32 protein-coding genes and 1 pseudogene are annotated in these 25,606 nt (G+C 34.0%); 31 read left to right on the forward strand and 2 right to left on the reverse strand.

Annotation, left to right across the window (positions count from 1 at the left end):
• The 6 genes from MKX78_RS10565 to MKX78_RS10590 all read left to right on the forward strand — a co-directional run bounded on the left by MKX78_RS10565 (position 1) and on the right by MKX78_RS10590 (position 4,208).
• Positions 1–411 carry a MerR family transcriptional regulator gene (locus MKX78_RS10565; RefSeq protein WP_095369443.1) on the forward strand — a complete coding sequence of 137 codons (411 nt, stop codon included), beginning with the start codon at positions 1–3 and terminating at the stop codon, positions 409–411.
• A 41-nt stretch (positions 412–452) separates the two neighbouring features.
• Complete coding sequence (gene glnA / locus MKX78_RS10570; RefSeq protein ID WP_095369442.1) at positions 453–1,787, forward strand: type I glutamate--ammonia ligase; 1,335 nt, start codon at positions 453–455, stop codon at positions 1,785–1,787.
• 284 nt (positions 1,788–2,071) lie between these two features.
• The gene (locus MKX78_RS10575; RefSeq protein ID WP_341050787.1) at positions 2,072–2,362 is read left to right on the forward strand and encodes a hypothetical protein; all 291 of its coding nucleotides are present in this window, start codon (positions 2,072–2,074) and stop codon (positions 2,360–2,362) included.
• Between the two features lie 269 nt (positions 2,363–2,631).
• Positions 2,632–2,973, forward strand: a complete 342-nt coding sequence (locus MKX78_RS10580; RefSeq protein WP_095369439.1) for a hypothetical protein — start codon at positions 2,632–2,634, stop codon at positions 2,971–2,973.
• A gap of 268 nt (positions 2,974–3,241) precedes the next feature.
• On the forward strand, positions 3,242–3,583 hold the full coding sequence (locus tag MKX78_RS10585; RefSeq protein WP_341050789.1) for a hypothetical protein: 342 nt from the start codon (positions 3,242–3,244) through the stop codon (positions 3,581–3,583).
• 439 nt (positions 3,584–4,022) lie between these two features.
• Positions 4,023–4,208: a hypothetical protein gene (locus MKX78_RS10590; RefSeq protein ID WP_157733734.1), complete on the forward strand. Its 186-nt coding sequence runs from the start codon at positions 4,023–4,025 to the stop codon at positions 4,206–4,208.
• 610 nt (positions 4,209–4,818) lie between these two features.
• On the opposite strand, the gene MKX78_RS10595 is transcribed toward MKX78_RS10590, so the two are convergent.
• Together MKX78_RS10595 and lexA are read right to left on the reverse strand one after the other, a co-directional pair.
• Entirely contained in the window at positions 4,819–5,103 is a 285-nt protein-coding gene (locus MKX78_RS10595; protein WP_224936226.1) for a DUF4257 domain-containing protein, read from the reverse strand.
• 196 nt (positions 5,104–5,299) lie between these two features.
• Complete coding sequence (gene lexA, locus MKX78_RS10600) at positions 5,300–5,947, reverse strand: transcriptional repressor LexA (RefSeq protein ID WP_095369436.1); 648 nt, start codon at positions 5,945–5,947, stop codon at positions 5,300–5,302.
• Between the two features lie 131 nt (positions 5,948–6,078).
• Here lexA and yneA point away from each other — a divergent pair, with 131 nt between their 5' ends.
• The 25 genes and pseudogenes from yneA to MKX78_RS10725 all read left to right on the forward strand — a co-directional run bounded on the left by yneA (position 6,079) and on the right by MKX78_RS10725 (position 25,590).
• Positions 6,079–6,411 carry a cell division suppressor protein YneA gene (gene yneA, locus MKX78_RS10605; protein WP_095369435.1) on the forward strand — a complete coding sequence of 111 codons (333 nt, stop codon included), beginning with the start codon at positions 6,079–6,081 and terminating at the stop codon, positions 6,409–6,411.
• 14 nt (positions 6,412–6,425) lie between these two features.
• On the forward strand, positions 6,426–7,091 hold the full coding sequence (locus MKX78_RS10610; protein ID WP_095369434.1) for a YneB family resolvase-like protein: 666 nt from the start codon (positions 6,426–6,428) through the stop codon (positions 7,089–7,091).
• A 464-nt stretch (positions 7,092–7,555) separates the two neighbouring features.
• Positions 7,556–7,786, forward strand: coding sequence for a DUF896 domain-containing protein (locus tag MKX78_RS10615; RefSeq protein WP_095369433.1), 231 nt, complete (start codon positions 7,556–7,558; stop codon positions 7,784–7,786).
• Positions 7,787–7,945: 159 nt separating this feature from the next.
• Positions 7,946–9,943, forward strand: a complete 1,998-nt coding sequence (gene tkt / locus MKX78_RS10620; RefSeq protein WP_341050791.1) for a transketolase — start codon at positions 7,946–7,948, stop codon at positions 9,941–9,943.
• Positions 9,944–10,079: 136 nt separating this feature from the next.
• Positions 10,080–10,514, forward strand: a complete 435-nt coding sequence (gene sirA / locus MKX78_RS10625; RefSeq protein WP_095369431.1) for a sporulation inhibitor of replication protein SirA — start codon at positions 10,080–10,082, stop codon at positions 10,512–10,514.
• An 84-nt stretch (positions 10,515–10,598) separates the two neighbouring features.
• Positions 10,599–10,817 (forward strand): YneF family protein, encoded by a 219-nt coding sequence (locus tag MKX78_RS10630; RefSeq protein ID WP_095369430.1) that lies wholly within the window; start codon positions 10,599–10,601, stop codon positions 10,815–10,817.
• Positions 10,818–11,004: 187 nt separating this feature from the next.
• Positions 11,005–11,916, forward strand: coding sequence for a tyrosine-type recombinase/integrase (locus tag MKX78_RS10635; RefSeq protein ID WP_341050794.1), 912 nt, complete (start codon positions 11,005–11,007; stop codon positions 11,914–11,916).
• Positions 11,917–12,563: 647 nt separating this feature from the next.
• Entirely contained in the window at positions 12,564–12,989 is a 426-nt protein-coding gene (locus MKX78_RS10640; protein WP_341050796.1) for a DUF3102 domain-containing protein, read from the forward strand.
• Positions 12,986–13,267, forward strand: coding sequence for a hypothetical protein (locus tag MKX78_RS10645; RefSeq protein ID WP_341050799.1), 282 nt, complete (start codon positions 12,986–12,988; stop codon positions 13,265–13,267). Before MKX78_RS10640 ends, MKX78_RS10645 begins: the two co-directional genes overlap by 4 nt.
• A gap of 31 nt (positions 13,268–13,298) precedes the next feature.
• Positions 13,299–13,790 carry a helix-turn-helix domain-containing protein gene (locus MKX78_RS10650; protein WP_341050802.1) on the forward strand — a complete coding sequence of 164 codons (492 nt, stop codon included), beginning with the start codon at positions 13,299–13,301 and terminating at the stop codon, positions 13,788–13,790.
• A gap of 340 nt (positions 13,791–14,130) precedes the next feature.
• Entirely contained in the window at positions 14,131–14,805 is a 675-nt protein-coding gene (locus tag MKX78_RS10655; protein WP_341050805.1) for a hypothetical protein, read from the forward strand.
• A 2,179-nt stretch (positions 14,806–16,984) separates the two neighbouring features.
• Positions 16,985–17,701, forward strand: coding sequence for a BRO family protein (locus MKX78_RS10660; protein ID WP_341050807.1), 717 nt, complete (start codon positions 16,985–16,987; stop codon positions 17,699–17,701).
• A complete protein-coding gene (locus MKX78_RS10665) occupies positions 17,698–17,934 on the forward strand; it encodes a hypothetical protein (RefSeq protein ID WP_341050809.1) in 237 nt (78 codons plus the stop codon). The genes MKX78_RS10660 and MKX78_RS10665 overlap by 4 nt, the downstream gene beginning before the upstream one ends.
• A gap of 81 nt (positions 17,935–18,015) precedes the next feature.
• The gene (locus MKX78_RS10670) at positions 18,016–18,528 is read left to right on the forward strand and encodes an HNH endonuclease (protein ID WP_341050813.1); all 513 of its coding nucleotides are present in this window, start codon (positions 18,016–18,018) and stop codon (positions 18,526–18,528) included.
• 68 nt (positions 18,529–18,596) lie between these two features.
• Positions 18,597–18,833, forward strand: coding sequence for a hypothetical protein (locus tag MKX78_RS10675; protein ID WP_341050816.1), 237 nt, complete (start codon positions 18,597–18,599; stop codon positions 18,831–18,833).
• Between the two features lie 161 nt (positions 18,834–18,994).
• Positions 18,995–19,144 carry a hypothetical protein gene (locus MKX78_RS10680; protein WP_341050819.1) on the forward strand — a complete coding sequence of 50 codons (150 nt, stop codon included), beginning with the start codon at positions 18,995–18,997 and terminating at the stop codon, positions 19,142–19,144.
• Between the two features lie 70 nt (positions 19,145–19,214).
• Positions 19,215–19,679: a GNAT family N-acetyltransferase gene (locus MKX78_RS10685; protein ID WP_341050822.1), complete on the forward strand. Its 465-nt coding sequence runs from the start codon at positions 19,215–19,217 to the stop codon at positions 19,677–19,679.
• A gap of 725 nt (positions 19,680–20,404) precedes the next feature.
• A complete protein-coding gene (locus MKX78_RS10690; protein WP_341050824.1) occupies positions 20,405–20,638 on the forward strand; it encodes a hypothetical protein in 234 nt (77 codons plus the stop codon).
• Between the two features lie 54 nt (positions 20,639–20,692).
• A complete protein-coding gene (locus tag MKX78_RS10695) occupies positions 20,693–21,019 on the forward strand; it encodes an HNH endonuclease (protein ID WP_341050826.1) in 327 nt (108 codons plus the stop codon).
• 148 nt (positions 21,020–21,167) lie between these two features.
• Entirely contained in the window at positions 21,168–21,362 is a 195-nt protein-coding gene (locus MKX78_RS10700; RefSeq protein ID WP_341050828.1) for a hypothetical protein, read from the forward strand.
• A gap of 139 nt (positions 21,363–21,501) precedes the next feature.
• Positions 21,502–21,660: pseudogene (locus MKX78_RS10705) on the forward strand (helix-turn-helix domain-containing protein); the annotation flags it as partial.
• Positions 21,661–21,687: 27 nt separating this feature from the next.
• Positions 21,688–22,014, forward strand: coding sequence for a hypothetical protein (locus MKX78_RS10710; RefSeq protein WP_341052738.1), 327 nt, complete (start codon positions 21,688–21,690; stop codon positions 22,012–22,014).
• A gap of 3 nt (positions 22,015–22,017) precedes the next feature.
• Positions 22,018–23,691 (forward strand): terminase large subunit domain-containing protein, encoded by a 1,674-nt coding sequence (locus MKX78_RS10715; RefSeq protein ID WP_341050830.1) that lies wholly within the window; start codon positions 22,018–22,020, stop codon positions 23,689–23,691.
• A 14-nt stretch (positions 23,692–23,705) separates the two neighbouring features.
• Positions 23,706–24,869, forward strand: a complete 1,164-nt coding sequence (locus tag MKX78_RS10720; RefSeq protein WP_341050832.1) for a phage portal protein — start codon at positions 23,706–23,708, stop codon at positions 24,867–24,869.
• Positions 24,856–25,590 (forward strand): head maturation protease, ClpP-related, encoded by a 735-nt coding sequence (locus tag MKX78_RS10725; RefSeq protein WP_341050834.1) that lies wholly within the window; start codon positions 24,856–24,858, stop codon positions 25,588–25,590. The genes MKX78_RS10720 and MKX78_RS10725 overlap by 14 nt, the downstream gene beginning before the upstream one ends.
• The last annotated feature ends 16 nt before the right edge of the window (positions 25,591–25,606 follow it).

Consider the following 25,606-nt stretch of genomic DNA (forward strand, 5'->3'; position numbering starts at 1 on the left):
TTGACTGGAAGTGAAATACGTCGTTCCATGCCGCTCTTTCCAATTGGCATTGTGATGCAGCTGACTGAGCTAACAGCAAGACAGATTCGCTATTATGAAGAACACCAATTGATTACTCCAGCTAGAACGGATACGAATAGAAGGCTATATTCATTGAATGATATTGATAAATTGCTAGAGATCAAAGATTTAATTGATCAAGGTGTCAATATGGCTGGAATAAAGCAACTATTCACAGTGAAACAACAACAAGAGATGGATGAACAAGCATTTAAGAAGCAAGAAGAAAAAGTGAGACACGATTTGTCAGATGACGAATTGAGAAAGCTTTTGCGTAAAGAATTTATGCAAGCAGGTAGGTTTACTCGATCGTCTTTAAGACAAGGTGATTTATCACGCTTTTTCCATTAAAATAAAAAATCTTTTCTTGACTTTAAAGGAGGAAACACAAGGTGGCAAAATTCACTAAAGAAGATATCACACGAATTGCTGAAGAAGAAAATGTAAAATTTATCAGATTACAATTTACTGACATTTTAGGAACAATTAAAAACGTAGAAATCCCAATTAGTCAGCTTGAAAAAGCTTTGGACAATAAAATGATGTTCGATGGTTCCTCAATTGAAGGTTTCGTTCGCATTGAAGAATCAGATATGTATTTATTCCCAGACTTAGACACATGGGTAGTCTTCCCTTGGACAGCTGAAAAAGGAAAAGTTGCACGTTTAATCTGCGATATTTATAATCCAGATGGTACGCCATTCGCGGGAGACCCTCGTAATAACTTAAGAAGAATCCTTAAAGAAATGGAAGACCTCGGCTTTACAGATTTTAACCTTGGACCAGAACCAGAATTCTTCTTATTTAAGTTAGATCAACAAGGTGAACCAACTTTAGAACTTAATGATAATGGTGGTTATTTTGATTTAGCTCCAACTGATTTAGGTGAAAATTGCCGTCGTGATATCGTTCTTGAGCTAGAAGAAATGGGCTTTGAAATTGAAGCTTCTCACCATGAAGTGGCTCCAGGGCAACATGAAATCGATTTTAAATATGCTGATGCACTTACAGCATGTGATAACATCCAAACATTTAAATTAGTGGTTAAAACAATTGCACGTAAACACGGTTTACACGCAACATTTATGCCAAAACCATTATTCGGTGTGAACGGATCAGGTATGCACTGTAACGTTTCATTATTTAAAGATGGTGTAAATGCATTCTATGATACAAAAGGTGATTTAGAACTTAGTGATACAGCACGTAATTTTATTGCAGGTATCATTAACCATGCACCAAGTTTCACAGCTGTAACAAATCCAACAGTAAACTCTTTTAAACGTTTAGTGCCTGGATATGAAGCTCCTTGTTATGTTGCTTGGTCTGCGAGAAACCGTTCACCACTTATTCGTATCCCAGCATCACGTGGTGTCAGTACACGTGTAGAAGTACGTAGTGTTGACCCAGCTGCCAATCCATACCTTGCAATGGCTGTTCTTCTTAAGGCTGGATTAGATGGTGTGAAAAACAACCTAACACCACCAGCTCCGGTAGACCGTAATATTTATGTTATGAGCAAAGAGGAACGTGAAGCTGAAGGTATTAAAGATCTTCCAGCTACACTTTATAGCGCGCTAGAACTTCTTAAACAAGATGAAGTAATGGTTGCTGCACTTGGTGAACATATTCTTGAGCACTTTATTGAAGCAAAAGAAATTGAGTGGGATATGTTCAGAACGCAAGTTCACCCATGGGAACGCGAGCAATATTTACAAATGTATTAATAGATAATACCAAAGTGGTTTTTCAGACTGTAGGTAAACTCGGTGTAATCGAGGTACCTACAGTCTTTTTTTATTTGAAAATATAAGAGGTGAGGATCATCCTGGAGACGTTTATTATGAACCTCTTTACATTTAATTTATAGAAGTAGCCTTAACATCTGATTTTTCATAAAAACTTAAGAAGATGTAATATAAAATGGTCTTTTAACAAGGTAATATAGCCCGTACAACTCTTCATCTTCCACATATAGTATTAACATAATCATAGAAAGGAGGATGAGAATATGGGATATAATAATCAAAACTATTCAGACTCATACGGATATGATCATAATGATTGTGGCTGTGATGAGTTCTTTAGGAACATTTCCCGTGGTGAGGATGTGAAAGTATTCCTTAAAGGTGGCGGCCATGTGTTCGGAGAGTTTATCGATGTTCGTGGGAATTTAGTTTTCCTAGCAAAAGCTAACTGTAATCGTCACGATGATCGTCACAAAGATTGTTGCAACAAGAAAGATCGTGTAAGGATTACTACGATCTGTTGTGATGATATCATTGCAGTTGAAACTCGATAGTAAGAGTCCTTTTTATGAGTCTAAAAGAAGTTCTTGCAAGGGGTATAACTGCTTCGTATCATCATTCAACTAATTAATAGAAAACTAAAAAGGGTCTCAGATAAAAGCAGCCATAATGGCTGCTTTTTTATTTTTGCTAGGATAGGTTTGAAAATAAAACAGGTCCACAGAGAAAAATAAAATGGTCTTTCAACAGGGGGATATAGCCCGTACAACTCTAAGACCATCCACATATAGTATTAACATAATCATAGAAAGGAGGAAGAAAAATGGGATGTAATAATAATTTCTATGGAAGAGGCTCAAGATATTCAGACTCATATGACAACAACAATCACGGTTGTGGTAATTACAGTAAAAACGACAATAAGGATTGTGGCTGTGATGAGTTCTTTAAGAATATCTCCCGTGGTGAGGATGTGAGAGTATTTCTTAAAGGCGGCGACCATGTGACAGGAGAATTCGTTGATGTTCGCGGTAATTTAGTTTTCTTAGCAAAAGCTAACTGTGATCGTCACGATGATCGTCACGATGATTGTTGCGACAAGAAAAATCGTGTAAGAATCACTACGATCTGTTGCGATAATATCGTTGCAGTTGAAACACGATAGTTAGGAGTTTCTTTATTGTGTCTTAGCGGATGCAAGGGCTATAACTGTTTAGTATTAACATTCAACTTGGTATCTATTTAATAGATACCAAAAATCGAGTTCAAAGCAGCCATAAAGGCTGCTTCTTTATTTTAGTTAGATAGGTTTGACAACAAAAAGAAGGTCCACAGAGAAAATAAAATGGTCTTTTAATAGGATGATATAGCCCGTACACCTCCTTTATTATCCACATATAGTATTAACATAATCATAGAAAGGAGGAAGAAAAATGGGATGTAATAATAATTTCTATGGAAGAGGCTCAAGATATTCAGACTCATATGACAATAACAATCACGGTTGTGGTAATTACAGTAAAAACGACAATAAGGATTGTGGCTGTGATGAGTTCTTTAAGAATATCTCCCGTGGTGAGGATGTAAGAGTATTTCTTAAAGGTGGCGACCATGTGACAGGAGAATTCGTTGATGTTCGCGGTAATTTAGTTTTCTTAGCAAAAGCTAACTGTGATCGTCACGATGATCGTCACGATGATTGTTGCGACAAGAAAAATCGTGTAAAGATCACTACGATCTGTTGCGATAATATCGTTGCAGTTGAAACACGATAGTTAGTAGTTTCTTTATTGTGTCTAAACAGATATGTATGCAAGGAGTATACCTGTTGAGTATTAACATTCAACTTGGTATCTCTATATTAGATACTAAAAAGAGTCCAACCAAAGCAGCCATAACGGCTGCTTCTTTATTTTAGTTAGGATAGGATAGCAAATTAAAAGATAGAAACAAAGAGAAAATAAATGGTCTTTTAACAGGGGGATATAGCCCGTACACCTCCAATACCCTCGACATATAGTATTAACATAATGATAGAAAGGAGGAAGAGATATGGGATATAATAATTGTTTTTTTGGAAGAAGACCAAGATATTCAGACTCATATGGATATGACAACAACAATCACGGTTGTGGTAATTACAGCAAAGACGACAATAAGGATTGTGGCTGCGATGAGTTCTTTAAGAACGTTTCCCGTGGTGAGGATGTGAGAGTGTTTCTTAAAGGTGGCGGCCATGTGTTCGGGGAGTTTATCGATATTCGCGGTAATTTAGTCTTCCTAGCTAAAGCAGACTGTGATCGTCACGATGATCGTCACGATCATTGTTGTTGTGACAAGAAAGCTCGTGTAAGAATTACTACGATCTGTTGTGATGATATTGTTGCAGTTGAAGTATAAGGAACTTAGGAACCCCGTAAGTTGAGAGTGCTTTTACTGTGTTTTAATGGAAGCTTATATATGGGAAAATAACTATTGCTGAAACTAAAAGGCATCTTCAAATACCGTTTTAACGGCTGCTTCAGACTGTAGATAAACTCCTTAAATGAGTTTGTCTACAGATTTATTTATTAATAATAGGAAGAAAAAATATAAGTAATGATGCGGATAGTCGAAATCAATGAGAAATAGTTACTTTAAGCGATTTAGTACTTGTGGGTTATTGGGTATGTAAAATCAAGGGGGGCAATTGATTCATTTATGAACTGAATTTAAGGTGTATGTATGATGAAGTAGGTCGTTCAAGTTACCAATCAATTGAATAATTGGCATTTAATCATCCTAGCTATTTGTTTTCATGAAAAATGCTTTAATATTTATTTACCCATAAAACATCATGTCAAGTAGTAGGTATCAAATTTAAAAACATTAGCTCGTATTGAATGGATGAACAGTACTTCAGGAGAGTGGTTCTATGGGCTAGAATAGTAGGTAAAAAGCGAAGTTGTCTAAATAAAATTTGTTCTTGTTATATACAACAAAAAACCGTTCATAAGAACGGAATAAAATTTTATTCTTGATCTTTTACTTTTAGGGTATCTAATAATTTTAAGATACCCTCACCTCCCATACCAGATACGAGAGAGATGATGAAAACAGCAGTGGGGGAATCCGGTGTTGTTGTCACAATGACAAATACGGCCGCCAGTCCTCCTAGTAAGATGTCTTCTAAGAACCCTAAATAAATGAATTTTTTCGTCATCCGTGGCTTGACTAGTTTGCCTAATCTCTGCAAATGTCCTGCAACACCGACAATTCCACCAATCAACGCAGCGAAGAGAATGTTCATTAACATTTTTCCTTCACACTCCTAAAGCCGAGATTTTTTTGCGACCTTAGGTTGATTCTTGGTGTAAATTTCATTATAATATATTTTTGTCTCGATGTAATGATTCTATTTTACTGAATTTTTCAAATTTTATAATTGTATGAGTAACATATAAAGATAATTGCAAACTATTAAAAAGGAGTGTCAATAATGACACTCTTTTTTAATGTATTTGACGATAAACACCAATAACTTTGCCTAAAATAGATACATTGTGCAAGATAATCGGCTCCATAGTAGGGTTTTCTGGTTGCAAGCGGATAAAGTTCTTCTCTTTAAAGAATCGCTTAACGGTGGCCTCATCATCTTCTGTCATAGCAACCACGATTTCTCCATTATTTGCTGTTTGTTGCTGCTTGACTATGACATAATCACCATCTAATATGCCAGCTTCAATCATACTTTCTCCCATAATTTCAAGCATGAAGATATTTTCATCACTCGGAGCCATTCTTTCAGGTAAAGGGAAATATTCCTCAACATTCTCAATCGCAGTAATGGGGTGACCAGCAGTAACCTTACCGATAATAGGTACGTTCACCGTTTGCACTTTAGGTATTGGGTTGCTCTCTTCTAGATTTAATACCTCAATGGCACGGGGTTTTGTCGGATCTCGACGAATAAGACCTTTACTCTCTAGTCTGGCTAGATGGCCATGTACGGTTGAACTTGAAGCAAGTCCAACAGCTTCACCTATTTCCCTAACGGAAGGTGGATAACCTTTTTGTTTTACTTCATCTTTTATAAAATTCAATATATCTTGCTGCCTCTTAGATAATTTCACGCTATCACGCACCTTCGTCAATTTCATTAAGATTATTATACCATCAGTAGTAAATAGATACAAACATAAGTTCGAATTTTCTTATTGACAGAAACAAATGTTCGCATTATACTAAAATTATTAAATCGAACATATATTCTATTCAGGGGTGGCAATTAATGATAAAACAATTGTGGAATTCTTATAGTTATGCTATTATTCTTATCGCTTTTAGTTTCGGTATGGTTTTCTTATTATTTTTGAACACTGGTAATGCAAATCAGGAGGAATATGTAAAAGTTGAAGTAAAACAAGGAGATTCTTTATGGAAAATAGCGGAGGAGTTTAAAGATGCCCATAATATGTCTTCTAAAGACTTTGTTGCTTGGGTAGAAGAATTTAATCATATACATTTAGGTAAAATACATCCTGGTGATACGGTATATCTTCCCATTACAAATGGTGAAATAATATCTGAAACAAATTTAGCTAGTGTGATATTAGAAGACTAAAGGAATGAAAGAGAATGAATGTAATTATATATTGCAGGGTGAGTACGACGAAGGATACCCAGGAAACGTCTCTTGCTAGACAAGAAGAAGAACTTTTACATTTAGCGAGAATGAAGGATATGAATGTAGTTGAAGTCATACGTGAGAAAGCAAGTGGCTATGATTTAGAAAGAATTGGTGTGTTGCAATTATTGGAGTTACTTAAACAAAATCAAGCAGAGGCTGTTCTTATTCAAGATGAAACCAGGATTGGAAGAGGAAATGCTAAAATTGCCATCTTACATTGTATACTTAAAGAAAATGGGAAGATTTATACAATTGCCCATAATGGAGAATTGCAACTTTCAGATTCTGATTCTATGGTATTACAAATTGTTAGCATGGTTGAAGAGTATCAAAGAAAACTACATAATGTAAAAATAAAAAGAGGGATGCAAAAAGCTGTTCAAAAAGGCTTTCGACCTGAAAAAAATTTAAAAAACCAAGGAAATATAAACGGAAGAGAACGAATAGAGGTACCAATAGAAGAAATAGTAAAATTGAGACAAAATAACCTTACTTTTGCAGAAATTGCTGCAACGTTAAGAGGCTTTGGTTATAAAATATCTAAAGCGACAGTAAACCGTAGGTATAATGAATATATAGATGATATAGAGCAGATGGATAATGAATCATCATGATATAGGCATAATAAGTTAAGTCGATTGATTAGTTGTAATTTAACTTAAAAACTAAGAAATATTAGTACTGATACCAAGCAAGATAAAGGCATACTAAAAGATTCTACAATCGTTCGTGGGTTCAGACAAGTGAACTGTGAATGGTTATTTGTTTCCGAGGATTCATCCGTGTTTTTTCATTTAACGTTAGTTGTTAGTGAAAGTATTATTCCCTTATTCCCCTTATTTACATACATACGCTCCCTATATTAATAGTCTCACATTTTTAAGTTGAGAACACTGCTACATTGCCATACCTAATAATAAAGCAATACGATACCAACTTATTGGCGTCTGAAATGAAAATCAAAAGATGATTGTAAAACTGCTTTCTTGTAAAATGCAGTCATATTTAGTAATATGGCTATTAAGTATCTTCTCCATATGGAATGAAGAACTTTTTGGATGGGAAGGAGTGTAGCACAATGATTTCAAAAGAAAAATTAGCGAGAATTAATTCGCTTGCTAAGAAAGCGAAAACAGAAGGTTTATCAGAACCAGAAGCAAAGGAACAATCTAAATTAAGAAAAGAATATTTAGAGAAGTTTAGAGCTTCTATGTTAAATACATTAAAAGGTGTTACTGTTATTGACCCTGAAGGTAATGATGTTACACCAGAGAAGTTAAAACGTGAACAAAATAAACCACTTCACTAAGATTGTGTTTATAAATTTTTAAAAGGAAACTGTCACGAACAGTTTCCTTTGTTGTTGTTTTATATGACAATTATATAATTTTTTACCTTTCTGGTTGTAACTGAAGGTGAAAGTCTATTATATTTAATTTGTAGGATATATATTGAAAGGATGTCGTTCATGTTCAACAAAACAGATGCTTTATCAATTAGTGCCATAAGAACATTGTCTATCGACGCAGTCGAGAAGGCAAACTCTGGTCATCCAGGAATGCCAATGGGAGCTGCGCCAATGGCGTATACTTTATGGACAAAGTTTATGAATCATAATCCCAAAAATCCTGATTGGTTTAATCGTGATCGCTTTGTGTTATCTGCGGGTCATGGGTCTATGCTTTTGTATAGTCTCCTTCATTTATCGGGATATGGTCTTTCTTTAGATGATATTAAAGAATTTCGCCAGTGGGGTAGTAAAACACCAGGACATCCTGAATATGGCCATACACCAGGTGTAGATGCGACAACAGGTCCATTAGGACAAGGGATTGCCATGGCAGTAGGGATGGCAATGGCTGAAAGTCACTTATCAGCTGAATATAATAAAGATGGCTACAATGTAGTAGACCACTATACATATAGTATATGCGGAGATGGAGACTTAATGGAGGGAGTGTCTGCAGAAGCAGCTTCTCTTGCTGGTCACCTTCAATTAGGAAAGTTGATTGTAATGTATGATTCTAATGACATCTCATTAGACGGAGATTTAGATCAATCATTTTCTGAAAGTGTAGCCGATCGTTTTAAAAGTTATGGCTGGCATTATCTTCGAGTAGAAGATGGAAATAATCTCGATGAAATTGCCCAGGCAATTGACAACGCTCGTCAAAATACTACACAACCGACGTTAATAGAAGTTAAAACAGTAATTGGTTATGGAGCCCCGAATAAGGCAGGCTCATCTGCTTCTCATGGTTCACCACTAGGCTCATCTGAATTAAAATTAACAAAAGATGCTTATGAGTGGACATTTGAAGAAGATTTTCATGTTCCTGAAGAAGTATATGCACACTTCAAACAAAATGTAGCTATTAACGGTGAAAAAGCAGATAGTGAATGGAAAGATCTTTTCGCTGCTTACAAAAAAAATCATCCGGAATTAGCAGAACAGCTAGAAGGTGCAATCAAAGGTGAATTACCAAATGGTTGGGATAAAGATATTCCCGTATATGAAGAAGGTAAAAGTTTAGCCACTAGAGCGTCTTCAGGGGAAGCTCTCAATAGTATTGCGAAGAACTTACCATCTTTCTTTGGTGGTTCAGCTGATTTAGCAGGTTCGAATAAGACGATGATTAAAGATGCAGAAGACTTCTCAGCAACTAATTATGCTGGAAAAAATATTTGGTTTGGCGTACGAGAATTTGCTATGGGTGCCGCTTTAAATGGTATGGCTTTACACGGTGGTCTAAATGTTTTTGGAGGGACATTCTTTGTATTCTCTGACTACTTAAGACCAGCTATTCGGCTTGCAGCATTAATGAAGCTACCTGTTACTTATGTTCTTACACATGACAGTATTGCTGTAGGTGAAGATGGACCTACTCATGAACCAGTTGAACAATTAGCAGCGCTTCGTGCCATGCCAAATTTAGCAGTTATTCGCCCAGCTGATGGAAATGAGACTTCAGCTGCTTGGAAGTTAGCGATTGAATCAAAAGATCAACCAACAGCACTTGTGTTAACTAGGCAAAATATTGCTACACTACCAAACTCAGCAGAGTTAGCCCCTGAAGGAGTTCTAAAAGGTGCTTATGTGATTGCAAAAGCAGAAAAAGAGCAACCAGATGCGCTTCTTTTAGCGACAGGGTCAGAGGTAGAATTAGCGGTGAAGGCTAAAGCTGCTTTAAAAGAAGAGGGCTTTGATGTGGCAGTAATCAGTATGCCGGATTGGAAACGATTTGATGCTCAATCAAATGAATATAAAGAATCTGTATTACCTAAAAATGTAACCAAACGTTTAGCCATTGAAATGGCAGCATCATTTGGCTGGCATAAATACGTCGGTCTAGAAGGCGACGTTTTAGGAATTGATCAATTCGGTGCTTCTGCACCAGGAGATATTCTAATAAAAGAGTATGGGTTTACTGTAGAGAACATCGTAAGTAAATTAAAAAGTTTATAAACATGAGCGAAGAGGGAATTTCCCTCTTCGTTTTTTTTCGACAAAAAAAGTAGAAATTTATAACAAAAAGAGACAGAAAATACAGAAATAAAATTTTATAATAAGAAAAAGACTTGTCTAAAAAAGGAGTAATTCTATGAGAACGTATCAGCTATATTTAATAGATGAACCTTTTGCGTCTCATTATTTTGGTAGAGAGCAAATGTTTTATCAGCTGTTCAAGGAATATGAACAAGCGACTGGGACGATCCAATTTATTTTGGGAAAACAAATTGCCTTTATCACCAAGAATATTCCAAAAGATAAAGTAAATAATGATTTATATAGAGAATTATATGCAGAGAAAAAAGTTTCTTATAAGAGTAATGCGTTTTATATTAAAGAAAAAAATAGTCAAGCTAAGTTGATGATCTATGATCGTTTTCTTAGTTTAGAGGCTCAAGGAAACTATGATGCAGAGACGGTGTTCTTTGAAGTCCTACGAAAAGAAGAAAGTTCTTATTTAGCTATCGACCTTTTTCATAATCGATTTGGCTGGTTAAAGCCAATAAAAGAAAGAAAGTTTGTCTAAATTAGAGAAAATCATCAGCAAATATTGTATAATAACCTTTGGTCTAGTACACTGTATGATAGACAACATGAAGGAGGAAGTAGTATGTGGACATATATTCTAGTTGGTATATTAGCATTACTTGCTGGTGTAGCACTAGGATTTTTCATCGCTCGTAAATATATGATGAGCTATCTAAAGAAAAATCCACCAATTAATGAACAAATGCTTAAAATGATGATGATGCAAATGGGAATGAAGCCGTCTCAGAAGAAAATTAACCAAATGATGAATGCGATGAATAAGCAACAACCTGGAAAATAACTTACGAACGTTGACATATCAAGGGTTCATCAACTAGTTACACCATTTATTATGTAAGAATTAAATCTATCAATATCCACAGGGTGAATCCTTCACCTTTAAAAATTGCTAGAAAATGGTGTAACTTTCTCCATATCAAAATATAACCACTTTTCCTGTAGAAACTTAACCAGGGAGAGTGGTTTTTTTGCGTCTTGATGAAGTTATATCTGAGTATTTTTATCATTGCCAAGCAAAGGGGTATACTCCTAAAACCATTAAAAACAAACGACAAGAGTTAAAGCAAATAGCTCTTTATTTGAAAGAAAAAAGAGGAATTGAAAACTTAGAGAGTATCACCGTCTACGATTTAAAAGCCTATGTCCGTTACAAGCATCAGCAGGGATTGAAACCTCAAAGTATTGTTTCAATGTTTAAAATGATTAGAGCTTTCTTCAATTGGTGTGTGTCAGAAGAATATTTAGATGAAGATATAACTAAAAAAGTTGAACTACCTAAAGTGCCTAAGAAGGTATTAAAAGGATTCACTTCCGAAGATATTACGACCATGATCAATGTTTTTTCTTATCAAAACTATATGGAAGCTCGTAATAAAGCAATAATTGCTATGTTATCAGACTGTGGACTTCGTTCGATGGAAATTAGAGGACTTAAGTTTAGCAATGTCAAAGAAGCTTATCTTTTGGTAAATGGTAAAGGGAATAAAGAAAGAATGGTTTATATTAGTCCTGAGCTTAAAAAAATACTGATTAAATATGATAGAAAACGTAAGGAGTATTTTAAAGATAAGCTCAATGATGATCGCTACTTTTTATCTTACAAAGGTGGAGAACTATCACATGTAGGCTTGTATAACGTAATAAAAGAAGCAGGAGAGAGAGCTAAGATAAAAGGGAAACGTATCTCTCCGCACTCATTTAGGCATTTTTACGCAGTCCAGTGCATTTTGAATGGCATAGATATTTATACTTTGTCTAAGTTACTTGGACACAGTGAAATTAGCACTACCCAAAGGTATTTGCAATCACTGGAGGACTTTAAATTGCTTGAAAAAGCCATGCCATCGAGTCCGTTAATGACTATTAATAAAAAGAGATAAACAAAAAAAAAGCCTGTGCTACCAACACATGGCTTCAACTTACCATATTAATTGCTTGCGTACAATTAAATACGGAATTACCCTGCCTTCATCATACGAAAAAAAATCGTAATGTGCAAGGTTTAGTTTCTTATTGTCTTTTTTAGGGAGTTCCCTTGTGAGATGCCGTTAAGCACAAGTAAATAAATTACGTCAGGTGCTGACCCAGCCACTGCAAATAAATGGGGATAGGTGGTACAAGCGTTTCCTTGTTAACGCTAACCATCGAAGGGTGAAAGCTACCATAAAGTGCTGACGAAGGAAGGACAGTAGCAGATATGCTAGTAAGATAAATCACTCATATAAGTCTTAAAATGGCTTTTATGGCCGCCTAGGGCTGTTTGATGGTGTGTAGATTTATTAGGGTTAATAACTCTCGACAAACAAGGGCTATACGATACGGATACCACAGATTGACATACAAAAGTATAGTGTTGTTACCTATTATCATCGATTATTTTTTTGATCTTTGACAGTAGGTAACAACTTTGCTGCCAAGCCGTTTTCCACGATTTCAACCAAAAGTTAACCTAGTGGACAAGCCAAGTCAAGCATTATTAATCAAAATTTTGATGAAAATTAAAAAATAAGAAAGAAAACATAAAGAAATGACAAATGAAATTGCATTATCAAATGATTTAAATGTAATTACAGCAGAGATAAAAACCTACCAACGTGTAGCGGGAGAATCTATATTCGAAATTGGACACAGGCTGAAGCATGTTAAGGAGAAAGATTTGGTGCACGGTGAGTTTGGGAAGTGGGTCGAATCCATAGATATGACTCCCAGAAACGCTCAGCAGTTCATGCAGATTGCAGATGAACTAGGGGAGAAAGCGAAATTGGTTTCGCATTTAGGTTTTGCTAAATTACTACATATAGCCCAAATAAAAGACCGTGATCATCAACATTTTATCGAGCAGCTTCATACAATACCATTAACAGGCGAAACAAAAACAGTTGACGAGATGACAGTTAGAGAACTAAGAGAGGATATATTCTCCAACGTGGTATTGGAAATGTCAATCCAATGAAGATGGCAAGATGTATTGGTGAGCTAGAGAGAATCTATGGGATTAGAAAAGGTAGTTCAAATATGAAAGGGTTAAATATTGGTGAGGGAAATAATTCCTCTCACAATAAAACTCAAAAAGACTTAGCAAATGAATTAGGTCTAGACACAAAGCAACTAAGAAACCTCAAAAAACTAAACACTCTCATCCCAGAACTACAAGATATGGTGGAAGATGGACAATTAAAATCTGATTCAATCAGAAGAAAAGTTGACAGTCTGATTCAATCAGATTTATGATATAGATATAACTTGAAAAGGGGGTGAGATGATGATTGGATTGGAGTTTATATGTAAAGTTTACGATATGCAATACAAGGATGTAGCAAAAGACATAGGAGTAAGTAATCAAACTATTACTGACTGGATTAAGGGTAAAACATCTAAAATTCCCAAAAAGAGATTGGTGGATTTAACAAACATTCCATATTTTGAAGGCATAAATAAAGATTTATTTTCAAAAGAGTTGACACCAGTTGATAAACAAAAAATTGTGAGTGTCTATTTACTAAACCAAATGAGAAAAGATTTATATGATTTAGACCGTTTTAAATCAAAAGAAAATTTGGATGAGCTGGAAGGTATCGTTGATGAAGTGATGACATTAAATCAAGCATCAAAAGAAGCTCTTATTGTTAGTGGAATACATAATGCATTACAGATAATTATAGACAACTTATCAGATGATAGGAATTTCATGAATGATTTGTACCAATTAATTTATAAACATAGGCCAAATTTAAAAGAGCGATCTAACGACTAAGTATAACTTGAGTTAAGTTAACCGTGAGAACATCTCACAGTTAAAAATAAGCAAAAGGGAGAGAAATAAAATAGAACAAGAACTACATAAAATTTTTGATCGATATGAAAATGAATCGCTGATTTACATACCCAACGAAATATTTGAGGACCTAAAGGCTAGGATAAACAATTCGCCACATAAGGCATTTGCTTATTCATATTATTATTTAATCACTTGGCTATACCGTTACGCTAAATATACGGATAATCCTGGAGCAGTCAGCAACAGCATCCTAAAACGTATCCTAGGTTATGCAGCTGAGACGAGATCAGTCACTTATATAATTAAGAAAAATGGATTGCTGGATGAAATGGGCTATACAGAGACTAGTAATGATTTGCCAATATACTATTCATTTGATGAAGACGAACTAACATTTGAATTATTAAGTGATGATGAGGTAATGACTGCACACATTCGCCCTAAGCTACCAAGAAATTTTACAATAAAGTATCCAGTTAAGGCTTTTAGGCGAATGATCCAAGGCGAACTGGAGTATGGCACATTTTATGAAGTTTATGACACCCACTGTATACCTATTGAGACCTTTTTATACTGCATGAATAATCCAGAGATTGGATGTGAAGGGTTTTACCTATACTGCTATCTAAAATACAAAAATGACCTATATGAGAGTGGATACGACATATCAATTGAAGGTTTATCAGATAAAACCGGATTGGCTAATAAAACTCTTACACATTATCTGGGTCAACTAAAAGCCTACAATATGATTACTTTTATACATAATCAGGACTACTTTAGTATTGCTATATCACTTGATGAAAGGAGAGCTACCACATACATAACAAATGAATATGAGGAATTTAATGAGGAGCCACATAAATATGAAAAAATGAAAATATTATCAAAAGATCAATACATAAAACTAAAAGAAAAGGAAAGGGAACGATTAATCGAAGAAGGAGCCATAATCCCTGTAGATATACCAGTTGACGAGCTGCCTTACTAGGTTGCGAATTTAACAACGTACTTTTTTGCCATACATATAATATATAGTGTTTAACTATTATCTTAATATTAATAATCACTTATATTTATATTAATTATTACTAAGTTAATAATATACTTAATTACATATATAGTAAAAAAGTACGTTGTTAAAAATCTCTTCATTATTTAAACTTTAGGAAAATAGAAACGCCTACAAAACCTTACTCTCCCAAGGGATACAGCGATTTTCTCCAATTCTGTTACTATGATAAGAAAAACAAAAACATACTTAGAGTAGAAAAAACAAAGAGGCAATAGTGTGTAACGCTTTTAGGCATACCCTTCATCTTTACTCTCCCAAGGGATGTAGCGTTTTTTAGTTTTTCTGTTACTATGATAAGAAAATAAGAATCAAATTAGAAAGTATAATCAAAACCGAGTTAACGACCAATAGAGACACCCCTTCTCTCTTACTCTCCCAAGGGTTACAAGACTTTTGTGTAAATCTATTACTATGATAAGGAAAACGAATTGTAAACAATTGAATTCACTCTCAGCCATTGATATAGTTGAGGGCTCTTTGTATTTTACTTTATATAACTATCAATAAACCCCTGTATATCAACATCCTTTGACTATTTTCCTTAATGTTCCCTAAAGGAAGAAAAATTTTGAAATAGGAAATGCTTTAACACCATAGATTATAAGGTTTCACAAATATTTCAATCTTGTCTATGTGTTAGAAACCCTTTCACACCAGCTAATTCAACCATTTTTCCTTAGTAACCCCTAAAGGAAAATAACTAGAAGTTTAGAAACGTCATTAACTACTAATCTAGCAACCATTAAGGATTATTTCATTTTTTTTCGGTAATTAAAACCTTGTTGTATCAACCTTCATTGCATCATTTTGTTAGTACTCCCTAAAGGAAGAAAATTTTGAAATAGAAATCCTTTAAACCTTAATCAGACAAAGGTCACCTTTTATTTCGTTTTCTAAATTGCTCCAGAATTCATATGTACCAACGCTTTTACGCGTTTTTCTTTAATGTTTGTTAAAGGAAGAAAAAAGAAAGACACTACCGTTTTTTAAGTTTTACCAACCTTGATATAAAGACATCTAACATGTATTTTAAACTTTTTTTAAAAAAAGAAACCCATGTATATCAACGTTTATACGCATTTTTCCTTAATGTTTGTTAAAGGAAAGAAAAAGAAATACACCAACAAAGAAAAATATACGAGCAAAGGTACTACCGTTTTTTAATTGTTGTGAAGGTTGATTTAATGGTATTTCACCTTGAATTCAATTTTTGTTTTTCTTTTAAACACTGATATACCAACGTTTGTTGAACGTTTCCCGTAATAACCTCTAAAGGAAAGAATTAAAAATGTAAACAATTGAACAATGCTTAATCTATTGACACACCTGAAATTGGCTACGATTTTATTTATCAAACAATTTATAAACATTGATATACCAAGGTTTATACGCAATTTTCCTTAATGTTCGTTAAAGGAAGGGAAAGAACTCAAGAGAAATTGGTGGATCGATAAAAAGAAACTAGAAGTTAAGAAACCTATCAAACACTTGATGCAGTAACATCGTGGTAGAATTTCCACTTTATAGAATATCGATAAACCTTGTTATATCAACGTTTATAGGTCATATTTGTTAATGTTTGTTAAAGGAAAGAAAAAGGAAAAAAGAGTAAAGCATCAAAAAAACGTGGACAATTGAAATGATTGTAAACCCTTGTTATTCATGAAGGAAATCATTTTTTATATTCTACTTCCATTTGTAAACCTTGTTATATCAAGGTTCTTAAACTATATTCTTTAATGTTCGTTAAAGGAAGAAAAAGCTCAAGTACAAATATCATGGCTACTTCCTTTTTATAGTAACAGAGTTAGTCTTATCGGCTATCTCTGTTTTTTTGTTTTATTTAAAATTTAATCTTGCATCAATCACCTGTGTAATTTAGTAACTCTCCCTTCTATTTTGTACGGGTGGTTGATTGAGGATTAAATGCCATGTCGTGATGACACGCCCTCTATTTTAGGGAGGGAGTTAATAACAGAGAAAATTTGCAGGAAGTGAAAATAGCCTGCTTGGACTGTCGTGAGATAGACCTCTAACAGAGACTATAGGAGGGGTGAGATTCCCTCCAAAAATTTAAAATGTTGGAGGAAGAAAAATGGAATTAAAATTAGTAAAGCAAGCACAGTTTAGTAATTTAGTTATGGATTTTTACATGGATGTAAACAAAGAAATTTATGCAACCAGAAAGCAAATTGGTGAAGGGTTAGGATATAGTGATCCTCAAAACGCTATCGATAAAATTAACCATAAGTATAAGGAGAGATTTATTGATAAAGCAGTTACTGCCAAAGTGGAAGGTACTGATAAAAAGCTTTATAGTACTATTTTATATAATGCTCGAGGAATAATGGAAATCTGCCGAAGAGCGAGAACGGAAAAAGCAGATGATTTTTTTGATTGGGTTAGTACTATAATTGAAGAATTGCGTTTAAACGGTGTTGTTGTATCCGATAACGCAACACATGAGCAAGTGTTATTTAATGTAGATACTTTTATCGCTAATTTAGATTACTACAACGTATCAAAGCTGTATGACCTTGTAGAACAATTTTTAGATTACCATCGAGATAAAAAGACTCGGTTAGCTTATAAACGCTCACATAAGGCGAGACATGGCAATAAAAAGTATAAAGACCATATAACCTCAATGGCTGATATTAGGGATTTATTAGTTGATTATCTAAACGCTAATATTGACCGTTTTAACAATAATGGTCAGGCAGGATTGGCACAGGAGTATGTGCGAATTAGAGAGATGGTCAGAGTAAATGTTGAAAATATGAGATATAGATCGGCAGCATGTGCTAAATGATGGTTAGGTTAACGTTTAAGGATGTCTTTTTTGAAGATGATGAAGCCACAAAACATTTATGCGAAGCAGTAGAAGACATATCTAAAGGTAAATCAGTATACACAAGTATCTTTAATGATACCTATGACAAATTAGATGATTACAATCAAGATAGGATTGTTGGTCTAATTATGGATGAGTTTGGTTGGGATTTTAAAAGTTTGATTGATTACATACTTAAAGAGAGTAAATAAAAGAAAGTGCATACATACATATTTGGACTCAGCTGATATAGCTGGGTCTTATTTTATTTAAAGATAAAGGGAGAGCAAAAAATGAACAAATCGACAATAAAAGAAATACCAGGATACAGCATGTATTTAGCAGATATTGAACGGGGTCTTATCTACAGTAAAAAGTTAGTTAAGTGGTTAAAGCCTACTGTAAATGATGTAGGATACGTTTATAACTGGCTTGTTGACGACAATGGTGAAGGTAAACCAGTGGCAGTACATAAGCTTATTATGTCAGCAGCAATAGAGTTTCCTATCGATTGGTGGCAATCAAAAAACCTAGAGATTGATCATCGTAACAAGGAGAAATGTGATAACAATTTTAACAATCTCCAGCTTCTCAGTAAAAAGAAAAACCATTCATTTATTACTGAAAAGAAAAAGAGCACAAGATTAAGTGATGAAGATTTAAAATTTATCATTGAAGCGTTTAAAAACTGGGACGGTAAAAAGATTGAGTTTTATAAAATTATGGCCGAAGAGTTTGGTTGTGTATGGCAGACGGTGCAATACAACTTAAAGGGATACACTAAGCAAAGTAAAGGCTTAATTTAATACATAACATACAAGGTGTCACCAATAAAAAAATAGGAATTGACCTAATAAAGAGGAGAGTGGAGGCATTGCAATACATCCACATATGGCAAGTAAAAGCTACACTTAAAAGTACTAGAACTAATACAACGTATGATGTTGATACGAAAGTAATTACAACAGAAAAATCCTTCTTAGAAGCCGATAAGGCAGGCTTAGAACTTGTAAAAAAGATTGTTCAGGACAAAAGAAAGCATTGTGAGTTCGAGGGGTTAGATGAGATTAATTATATTGGTTTAGGCGGTACTTTGATTACTGGGAAATAAATTATAGTTTGCCGATAAATCCAATAAAATGAAAGTTTTATAACTAGTCCATAATATTAAATAAATATTGTAATTCTAGTAGAAATATATTCCATTAAAGATAGTTTTGTGTATAATTAGGGTAATAGTAATAAAGAAATAGTTTCCTAGGAGGGATTAATATGGCAGTAAGCATGCGTGAACGTCCAACTGTAAAAGGAAAAGATGCTGAAAGATTTTTAAATTTAGTTAAAAGAAATGAAGAGTTAATGAAACTTAGAAAGCAAAGAAGAGAAAATGGTCGTAGACAGCAACTTCAATCAACTAGATAATATAGATATTAGACTAATAAATGAGTCAGATCACAGTATCCTTAAAAGTTTTAAATGTGGTAACACCAGTATGGAAAACTATCTAAAACAAGATGCATACTACGATACTATTGGTTTTACCTCGAGCACCAACCTTGTATTTTTAAAAAATGAATTGGTTGGTTTCTTCACTCTAAAGAAACAAAAGTTAAATATTGAGGTTGACATCTCTGACGCCGACTCCTCTGAGATTGAAGAGTTAGATTATGAATATAGTCTAGATATTGCCAGACTGGCTGTAAAAAAGGATTGTCAAGATAATGGTATTGGGACGAAAATCATTTCCAAGATTATCGATATAGCCATTTCTGCAAATGAAAGGTTTGTCACTCTCGATTCATTAATCGAAAAAGTAGAATGGTATACAAAGCGTGGATTCATCTCCATGATAGAAGAAGAATCAAGGGTAAGCAATAAAGAAGGACTAGTTTACATGTTTATGGATTTATATGATGACAGCATTGTTGAAGCATATTTTGAAGAAGAGGCTAGTTAAATATGTCATAAAGCTCACTATTCACTAATATTAATTAGTGAGGTGAGCTATTTTTATGAAACAAAAAAAATCTGAACCATTAAAAGGTAAAGCAGCGCAAAAGTTTATAGAAAGAGCGTTAAAAAATCAAAAGTTAATGGAAAACAGAAGAAAGAAAAACTCAAAAAAGTGACTCTGATAAATTAATAGAATTACATATTACTAATTAGTTATTAGATCAATTCAATTTAGACATGAATTGACCATAATAATCAAGACCCTCCTTCCCCTGCGTTGGAGGTTTTTTATTTTAATAGTAAAGAAAAACAGCTCCTTTGGGGAACTGTTAAAAAGATTTGCAAAGGAAAAAGGGGGATAAATCCTTCCTTACTAGAATAGCATCGTGGGAATTAATGGTATATAGGAATATGTGGTCATTTATTGTGGAACATTTTTTGGATAATAAATATTTCTTCACCCATTTGGAGGTTTTCTATAAGACTCATCCTGCTTCGATAGTATTATTGTTAGTGGAAGGAATTTTAGGGATTGAAATTTAAGGGAGTGTTTTATCAGTGTTAACAACGTTTATTATTTTTTTAATTGTAATTTTGTTTTTAAGTAGTGTAGCTGCATTGGCGAATAACGAAAAAGAAGAGTTTAGACTAAAGAGTGTATCGCTGGCTATTGCCAGTATGGTAACACTCTTTTTTATTTTTTTATTATTGTAAAGGGGAGATTAAGTAATGATAAAAATTACAGGAATATATCCAGAGTATGTTGATGCTTATAGTAATGGTGGCGTAGAAGCAACTATTTTAACGAATGTATCCGTTAAGTTTGGAGTATTAGTAGGTAATACGTATCTAAAAGGTGAGACTATAATCCATTGTGATGATGGTGAGTTACCAAGTTATGGTGAAATTAAAAGCAAAATTAATGAAGATTTACAGAGTGTATTAGGTGAATTAAATGGCTGATAAATATGCGGTATTTCAGGATTTATGTAAAGCTATTGATAGGGTCTGATTTGCGTGGACTTTAAGCAAAAAGAAGTAAGAGTCAATTTCTACAAAAGAAATAAGGATTGGCTTAGAGTTAGACAAGATGTATTAGAGAGAGATAATTATGAATGTCAAGAGTGTAAGCGACAAGGTAATGTGTTTACAGATAAGCACAATCCTGATAAGCATAAGCGATTAGATGTAGATCACATTAAGGACTTAGAAGATTGTACATACGAGGAAGCTATTGATATGGATAATCTAGAGGCGCTTTGTATCAAGTGTCATAATCGCAAACATAATAGATTTCAAGGATGGAAGAGAAAGAAGCCTAAGTGGGATGATGAGATGTGGTGAAGAGATGAAGTATAAGCGTGCCAAACATAAGTGTATTGATAAGAATTGTAGTTATATTCAAGTGGATAATAAGTGTCCAGATGCAAGAACGTGTACCAAGTGTGGGATGCCAACAATATTAAATTATGTGAAAAAGGTTGATGAATAGATGGAACAGGTTAAAGAGTTATTGACTCTAAGATTGGAACGAGTCAGAGAGTTAAAAGGATATCTTGAAGAAGACCTATTAGAGTGTGCAGCAAACATTCGTAAAACAACCGATGAAATAACCAAATTAAAAAAAGAAGAAAATAAATTTGTAGAAGCATTAACAAGATTATCAGTCGATACCCCCGGTCAATAAAAATCGTTTCTATACTATACAAGGGAACGGTATGGGGGGTCAATTTAGCAGTTATCTCATCGAAATATACCCCCTCCCCCCATCTGGATAGTGCAGAAAGAAGGTGATTAATTTGGACAAGCAAAAAGTTGGTTTTAGAATGCGTGAAAAACGAAAAGAAAAAGGGTTTACACAGGTTGAATTTGCAAGAAAAGCAGGTATATCAACTAATTATTACTCTAATATCGAAAGAGGGGACAACTCTCCAAGTTTAGATGTTTTGGTAAAAATAGCAAAAGCGTTGGATGTGTCTGTACTTTATTTGCTAAACGATAGAATAGATGACATGGAAAATAGAGTTGGGTCAGAGATTGAAAGGTTAAAAGGATTATTTAAAGATATCCCGAAAATTCAACTGGATGTAACAGAAGGGTTAATCACTCAAGCTGCAAGGTTAAGAATTTTGTTAGATGACAACTGGAAAGACATCCTAGAAAATGGGGAGTATGAAAAGTTTAAGCAAAGTGAAAATCAAATACCATATGATCGCAAAAGACCAATAGTAGAAAACTATGATAATCGAGATAAAACCTATCAATCTATCATCAAGCAATTAACGGAATTGTTGCCAAAGCCAGAGAAAAATAGAAAATCTAAATTGTTACGTGGATAGCTTATGTTACAAAATAAATACATAGATGATTATATAAAAAAATGGAAATGTGGCAAGCTTATATTAAATAAAAAAAGAATCCTATTAATTGCTTTGATTGAAAAACATATATTACCTAGAGATGATCTTTATTATTTTGACAATAAACAAATTGAAAATTACATAGAATTTAGCGAATTATGGTACTTTGAATTAGATGAATGGGAGAAGTTTATAACCCCATTCATTTTTTTATTTAAAAAAGAAGATAAAGAACTTGTTTTTGACGAATTTGTTATCAATATGGGGCGAGGTGGTGGTAAAAACGGATTTATCTCCACATTAGCCAACTATTTTATTAGTCCCTTACATGGGATTGATTTTTATGATGTTTCAATTGTTGCCAACTCAGAAAAGCAGGCAAAGAGAAGCTTTATGGAATGCTTTAGAGTCATCAATAAAAAAGAAAATGAGGATTTACAAGAAGAATTCGAAGCTTATAAAAGTAGTATCACTGGATTATCCACTCAATCAGTATTTGAATATAAGTCATCTAATGCTAGCTCTCAAGATGGTGGGCGAGAAGGTACAGTCATCTATGATGAATACCACGAAATGGAAACGAGTGAAATTGTCGATGTATTTTCAGGTGGTATCGGTAAAGTAGACTGCGGTAGACAATTTTTCATTGGGACAAAAGGATTTGTTAGAGAAGGATTTTTTGATGTAAAGTATCGAGAATGTGAAGATATCCTAAATGGCCTAACTGAATTTGCTGGTGTATTCCCATACATTTGTGAGTTGGATGACCTAGAAGAAATGGATAATCCTGATAATTGGGTAAAAGCTAATCCCGCACTGCAACAACCATTAAATAAACGTGGCAAAAGATTATTTAACACAATGCAAAAGGAATATAAAAAACTATCACACAATCCATCGGGAAGATCAGCTTTTGTAACAAAACGCATGAACTTCATTGAAGACAATATGGAAAATTCAGTTGCTTCATATGAAGAGATAATGGCAACTAATAGGCCATTTTTTAAATTGGACACAAAGCCGATAGGATCATTGGACTTTGGTAGTGTTAGAGACTTTGCAACATGCGGGCTTTTATTTAAAAAAGGTGATGAATATGCATTTAAATCTTTTACATATGCGATTAAACATTTCTGTGATGTCCATTATGGCTATTCAAATACAGCCAATGAATTCGGTAGCGAGAAGAAAGCACCAATAAAGAAATGGGAAAAAGACGGATTAATGAAAGTAATCGATGAACCATCTCTTAGTCCTATGCATATAGTCAATTGGTTTGTAGAAATGCGTGAAGAATATGGTGTCGATAAGATTATTGCTGACAATTATAAGCTTGACATACTCAGACCTCTTTTAGAGGAAGAAGGTTTTGAAGTTGAAGAGATACGTAGACCATCAAATATCCATCCCTTATTAGCGCCTAGAGTGGAAGATGGATTTGCGAATCATAAATTCATCTTTGGCGATAACCCATTGATGCGTTGGTTTACAAACAATGTTTATGTAAAGGAAACTCAAAATGGAAAACAGTTTTTAAAAAAAGAAGAAGTAAGACGTAAAACCGATGGATTTCAGGCTTTTATTCATGCTCTGTATCGTGCAAACGAATTAGATGATGCGAGTGGTGATTTCATCCTAGACGACTTCGATTTTTAGAAAGGAGGTGCAAAATGAGTTGGTTAGATTACTTTAGGGAAGCAAAAGGGGAAAATCCCGATGCGATTTTTATCTATGATATGGATGACTTTCCGATGCATTTAGCTAATCGAGCGTATCTTAAAAAGTTTGCTATTGATGTCTGTATAAACACAATAGCTCGCACAATTAGCCAAGCGGAGTTTTATATAAAAGATAATAAGGAAGTCTTAAAGGATGACTTTTATTATAAGTTGAATGTTAGACCCAACCCTAATCAGGCAGCAACACTTTTCTGGCAAACTGTGATTTATAAACTTATTTATGATAATGAGTGTTTAATTATCAAATCAGACACTGATGATTTATTAATAGCGGATGATTTTACTCGAGTTGAGTATGAATACCTTGATGACACATTTAAAGATGTTGTGGTAAGAGGGGACTATAAAGTCACTCGTAATTTTAAGACGAGTGAAGTTATCTACTTTGAATACTCCAACGAAAAAATCAGACCAATCTTAGACAGTTTGTTTGCAGACTATGGAGATTTATTTGGCTGGATGCTTAAAGCACAATTTCGAAAAGCTCAAATTAGGGGAGCGTTTGACATGTCTCAGGTAAATGATAAGTCTGAGGGAACTATGGGGAAAATGCAAAACTATGTTAAAAAGTTGGTCAAGGGTTTTGAAGAAAAAACAAGTGCTGTATTTCCATTGCAAAAAGGTGTCGCCTACAACGAAATTGAGAACAAAGCAAATTCAAGTGTAGATGAAGTTGGTAAAGCGTTAGAAGGCTATATTGAGCAGGTTGCTAAAGCATTAGGAATTCCAATTGGAATGCTAAATGGGTCTGTAACAGACGTTGAAAAGATTAAAGCACTCTACAGCAGTGGTTGTATATCCCCTATCTTAAAACTTTTTAAAGATGAGTTAAATCATAAGTTTATTGGTAAATCAGATTATCTACAAGGTAAACGAGTCGAGATTATGAGACCAAATATGGTTGACGTATTTGATGAAGCTAATAATCTAGATAAGTTGAGAGCATCTGGTTTATTTACTGGTAATGATTTACTGGAATTAATAGGCAGAGAGAGGGTGGATGATCCTATGATGGATATGTATTTTATTACTAAAAACTATCAAGAGTTAATTGATATGATGAAAGGGGGTGAAGGAGAAAGTGAAAAGATTTAAAAATGAAAAGTATAATAAACTACCTGAAATCGAAAAGGTATTTAAGGCTGAAGCTGTAAGTGAAGATGTAACAAAACTTACTATGTATGGGGACATTGGGGAGTCCTGGTGGTATGATTCAATCACAGCTAAAAGTGTTGAGTCTACATTAAAAGATATCACTACAAACAATATTGAAGTACATATTAACTCTTATGGTGGAGATGTATTTGACGGTATTAGTATCTATAATATCTTAAAAAATCACGAAGCTAATGTAACAATACATATTGATGGTATCGCTGCTAGTGCTGCTTCTATTATCGCAATGTCTGGCGATAAAATCATCATGAATACTGGGTCAATAATGATGATACATGAAGGCTCTACCTATGCTTATGGCACTAAAACAGATATCACAAAAACTCTTAATGCATTGGAAAGTATCGATAAATCTATCGCTGATATTTATATGACTCGCTTCACAGGAACAAGAGAAGAAATTGATGAAAAGATTGTTAAAGAAACTTGGCTTACTGCATCTGAAGCGATTGATGCTGGTTTAGCCGATAAAATAGAAGATGAAGCGTTAGACAATGAAGTAGTAAATGAACTAAAAGCAACAATCAACAATCTCCAAAATGAATTAAAACAACTGAAAAATAAAATCGAACCAAAAGAGCCTATTCAGGAACCTGTTGTTAAAAAACAGAATCTGAGTAAGCTCTTTTTAAATTTATAATAAAAGGATGGTAAAT

This window comes from Cytobacillus sp. FSL R5-0569, assembly GCF_038007265.1.
GTDB lineage: Bacteria > Bacillota > Bacilli > Bacillales > Cytobacillaceae > Cytobacillus > Cytobacillus kochii.

Excerpts from the sequence above, each read along its gene's own strand:
- MKX78_RS10680 (WP_341050819.1), top strand. The coding sequence starts at position 18,995 with ATGGCAGTAAGCATGCGTGAACGTCCAACTGTAAAAGGAAAAGATGCT.
- MKX78_RS10640 (WP_341050796.1), top strand. The coding sequence starts at position 12,564 with ATGACAAATGAAATTGCATTATCAAATGATTTAAATGTAATTACAGCA.
- MKX78_RS10700 (WP_341050828.1), top strand. The coding sequence starts at position 21,168 with ATGGAACAGGTTAAAGAGTTATTGACTCTAAGATTGGAACGAGTCAGA.
- MKX78_RS10710 (WP_341052738.1), top strand. The coding sequence starts at position 21,688 with ATGGAAAATAGAGTTGGGTCAGAGATTGAAAGGTTAAAAGGATTATTT.
- MKX78_RS10630 (WP_095369430.1), top strand. The coding sequence starts at position 10,599 with ATGTGGACATATATTCTAGTTGGTATATTAGCATTACTTGCTGGTGTA.
- MKX78_RS10715 (WP_341050830.1), top strand. The coding sequence starts at position 22,018 with ATGTTACAAAATAAATACATAGATGATTATATAAAAAAATGGAAATGT.
- MKX78_RS10670 (WP_341050813.1), top strand. The coding sequence starts at position 18,016 with ATGAACAAATCGACAATAAAAGAAATACCAGGATACAGCATGTATTTA.
- MKX78_RS10645 (WP_341050799.1), top strand. The coding sequence starts at position 12,986 with ATGAAGATGGCAAGATGTATTGGTGAGCTAGAGAGAATCTATGGGATT.
- MKX78_RS10575 (WP_341050787.1), top strand. The coding sequence starts at position 2,072 with ATGGGATATAATAATCAAAACTATTCAGACTCATACGGATATGATCAT.
- MKX78_RS10585 (WP_341050789.1), top strand. The coding sequence starts at position 3,242 with ATGGGATGTAATAATAATTTCTATGGAAGAGGCTCAAGATATTCAGAC.
- tkt (WP_341050791.1), top strand. The coding sequence starts at position 7,946 with ATGTTCAACAAAACAGATGCTTTATCAATTAGTGCCATAAGAACATTG.
- MKX78_RS10665 (WP_341050809.1), top strand. The coding sequence starts at position 17,698 with ATGATGGTTAGGTTAACGTTTAAGGATGTCTTTTTTGAAGATGATGAA.
- sirA (WP_095369431.1), top strand. The coding sequence starts at position 10,080 with ATGAGAACGTATCAGCTATATTTAATAGATGAACCTTTTGCGTCTCAT.
- MKX78_RS10580 (WP_095369439.1), top strand. The coding sequence starts at position 2,632 with ATGGGATGTAATAATAATTTCTATGGAAGAGGCTCAAGATATTCAGAC.
- MKX78_RS10595 (WP_224936226.1), bottom strand. The coding sequence starts at position 5,103 with ATGTTAATGAACATTCTCTTCGCTGCGTTGATTGGTGGAATTGTCGGT.
- MKX78_RS10615 (WP_095369433.1), top strand. The coding sequence starts at position 7,556 with ATGATTTCAAAAGAAAAATTAGCGAGAATTAATTCGCTTGCTAAGAAA.
- MKX78_RS10690 (WP_341050824.1), top strand. The coding sequence starts at position 20,405 with ATGATAAAAATTACAGGAATATATCCAGAGTATGTTGATGCTTATAGT.
- yneA (WP_095369435.1), top strand. The coding sequence starts at position 6,079 with ATGATAAAACAATTGTGGAATTCTTATAGTTATGCTATTATTCTTATC.
- MKX78_RS10660 (WP_341050807.1), top strand. The coding sequence starts at position 16,985 with ATGGAATTAAAATTAGTAAAGCAAGCACAGTTTAGTAATTTAGTTATG.
- MKX78_RS10720 (WP_341050832.1), top strand. The coding sequence starts at position 23,706 with ATGAGTTGGTTAGATTACTTTAGGGAAGCAAAAGGGGAAAATCCCGAT.
- MKX78_RS10685 (WP_341050822.1), top strand. The coding sequence starts at position 19,215 with ATGGAAAACTATCTAAAACAAGATGCATACTACGATACTATTGGTTTT.
- MKX78_RS10610 (WP_095369434.1), top strand. The coding sequence starts at position 6,426 with ATGAATGTAATTATATATTGCAGGGTGAGTACGACGAAGGATACCCAG.
- lexA (WP_095369436.1), bottom strand. The coding sequence starts at position 5,947 with ATGAAATTGACGAAGGTGCGTGATAGCGTGAAATTATCTAAGAGGCAG.
- MKX78_RS10650 (WP_341050802.1), top strand. The coding sequence starts at position 13,299 with ATGATTGGATTGGAGTTTATATGTAAAGTTTACGATATGCAATACAAG.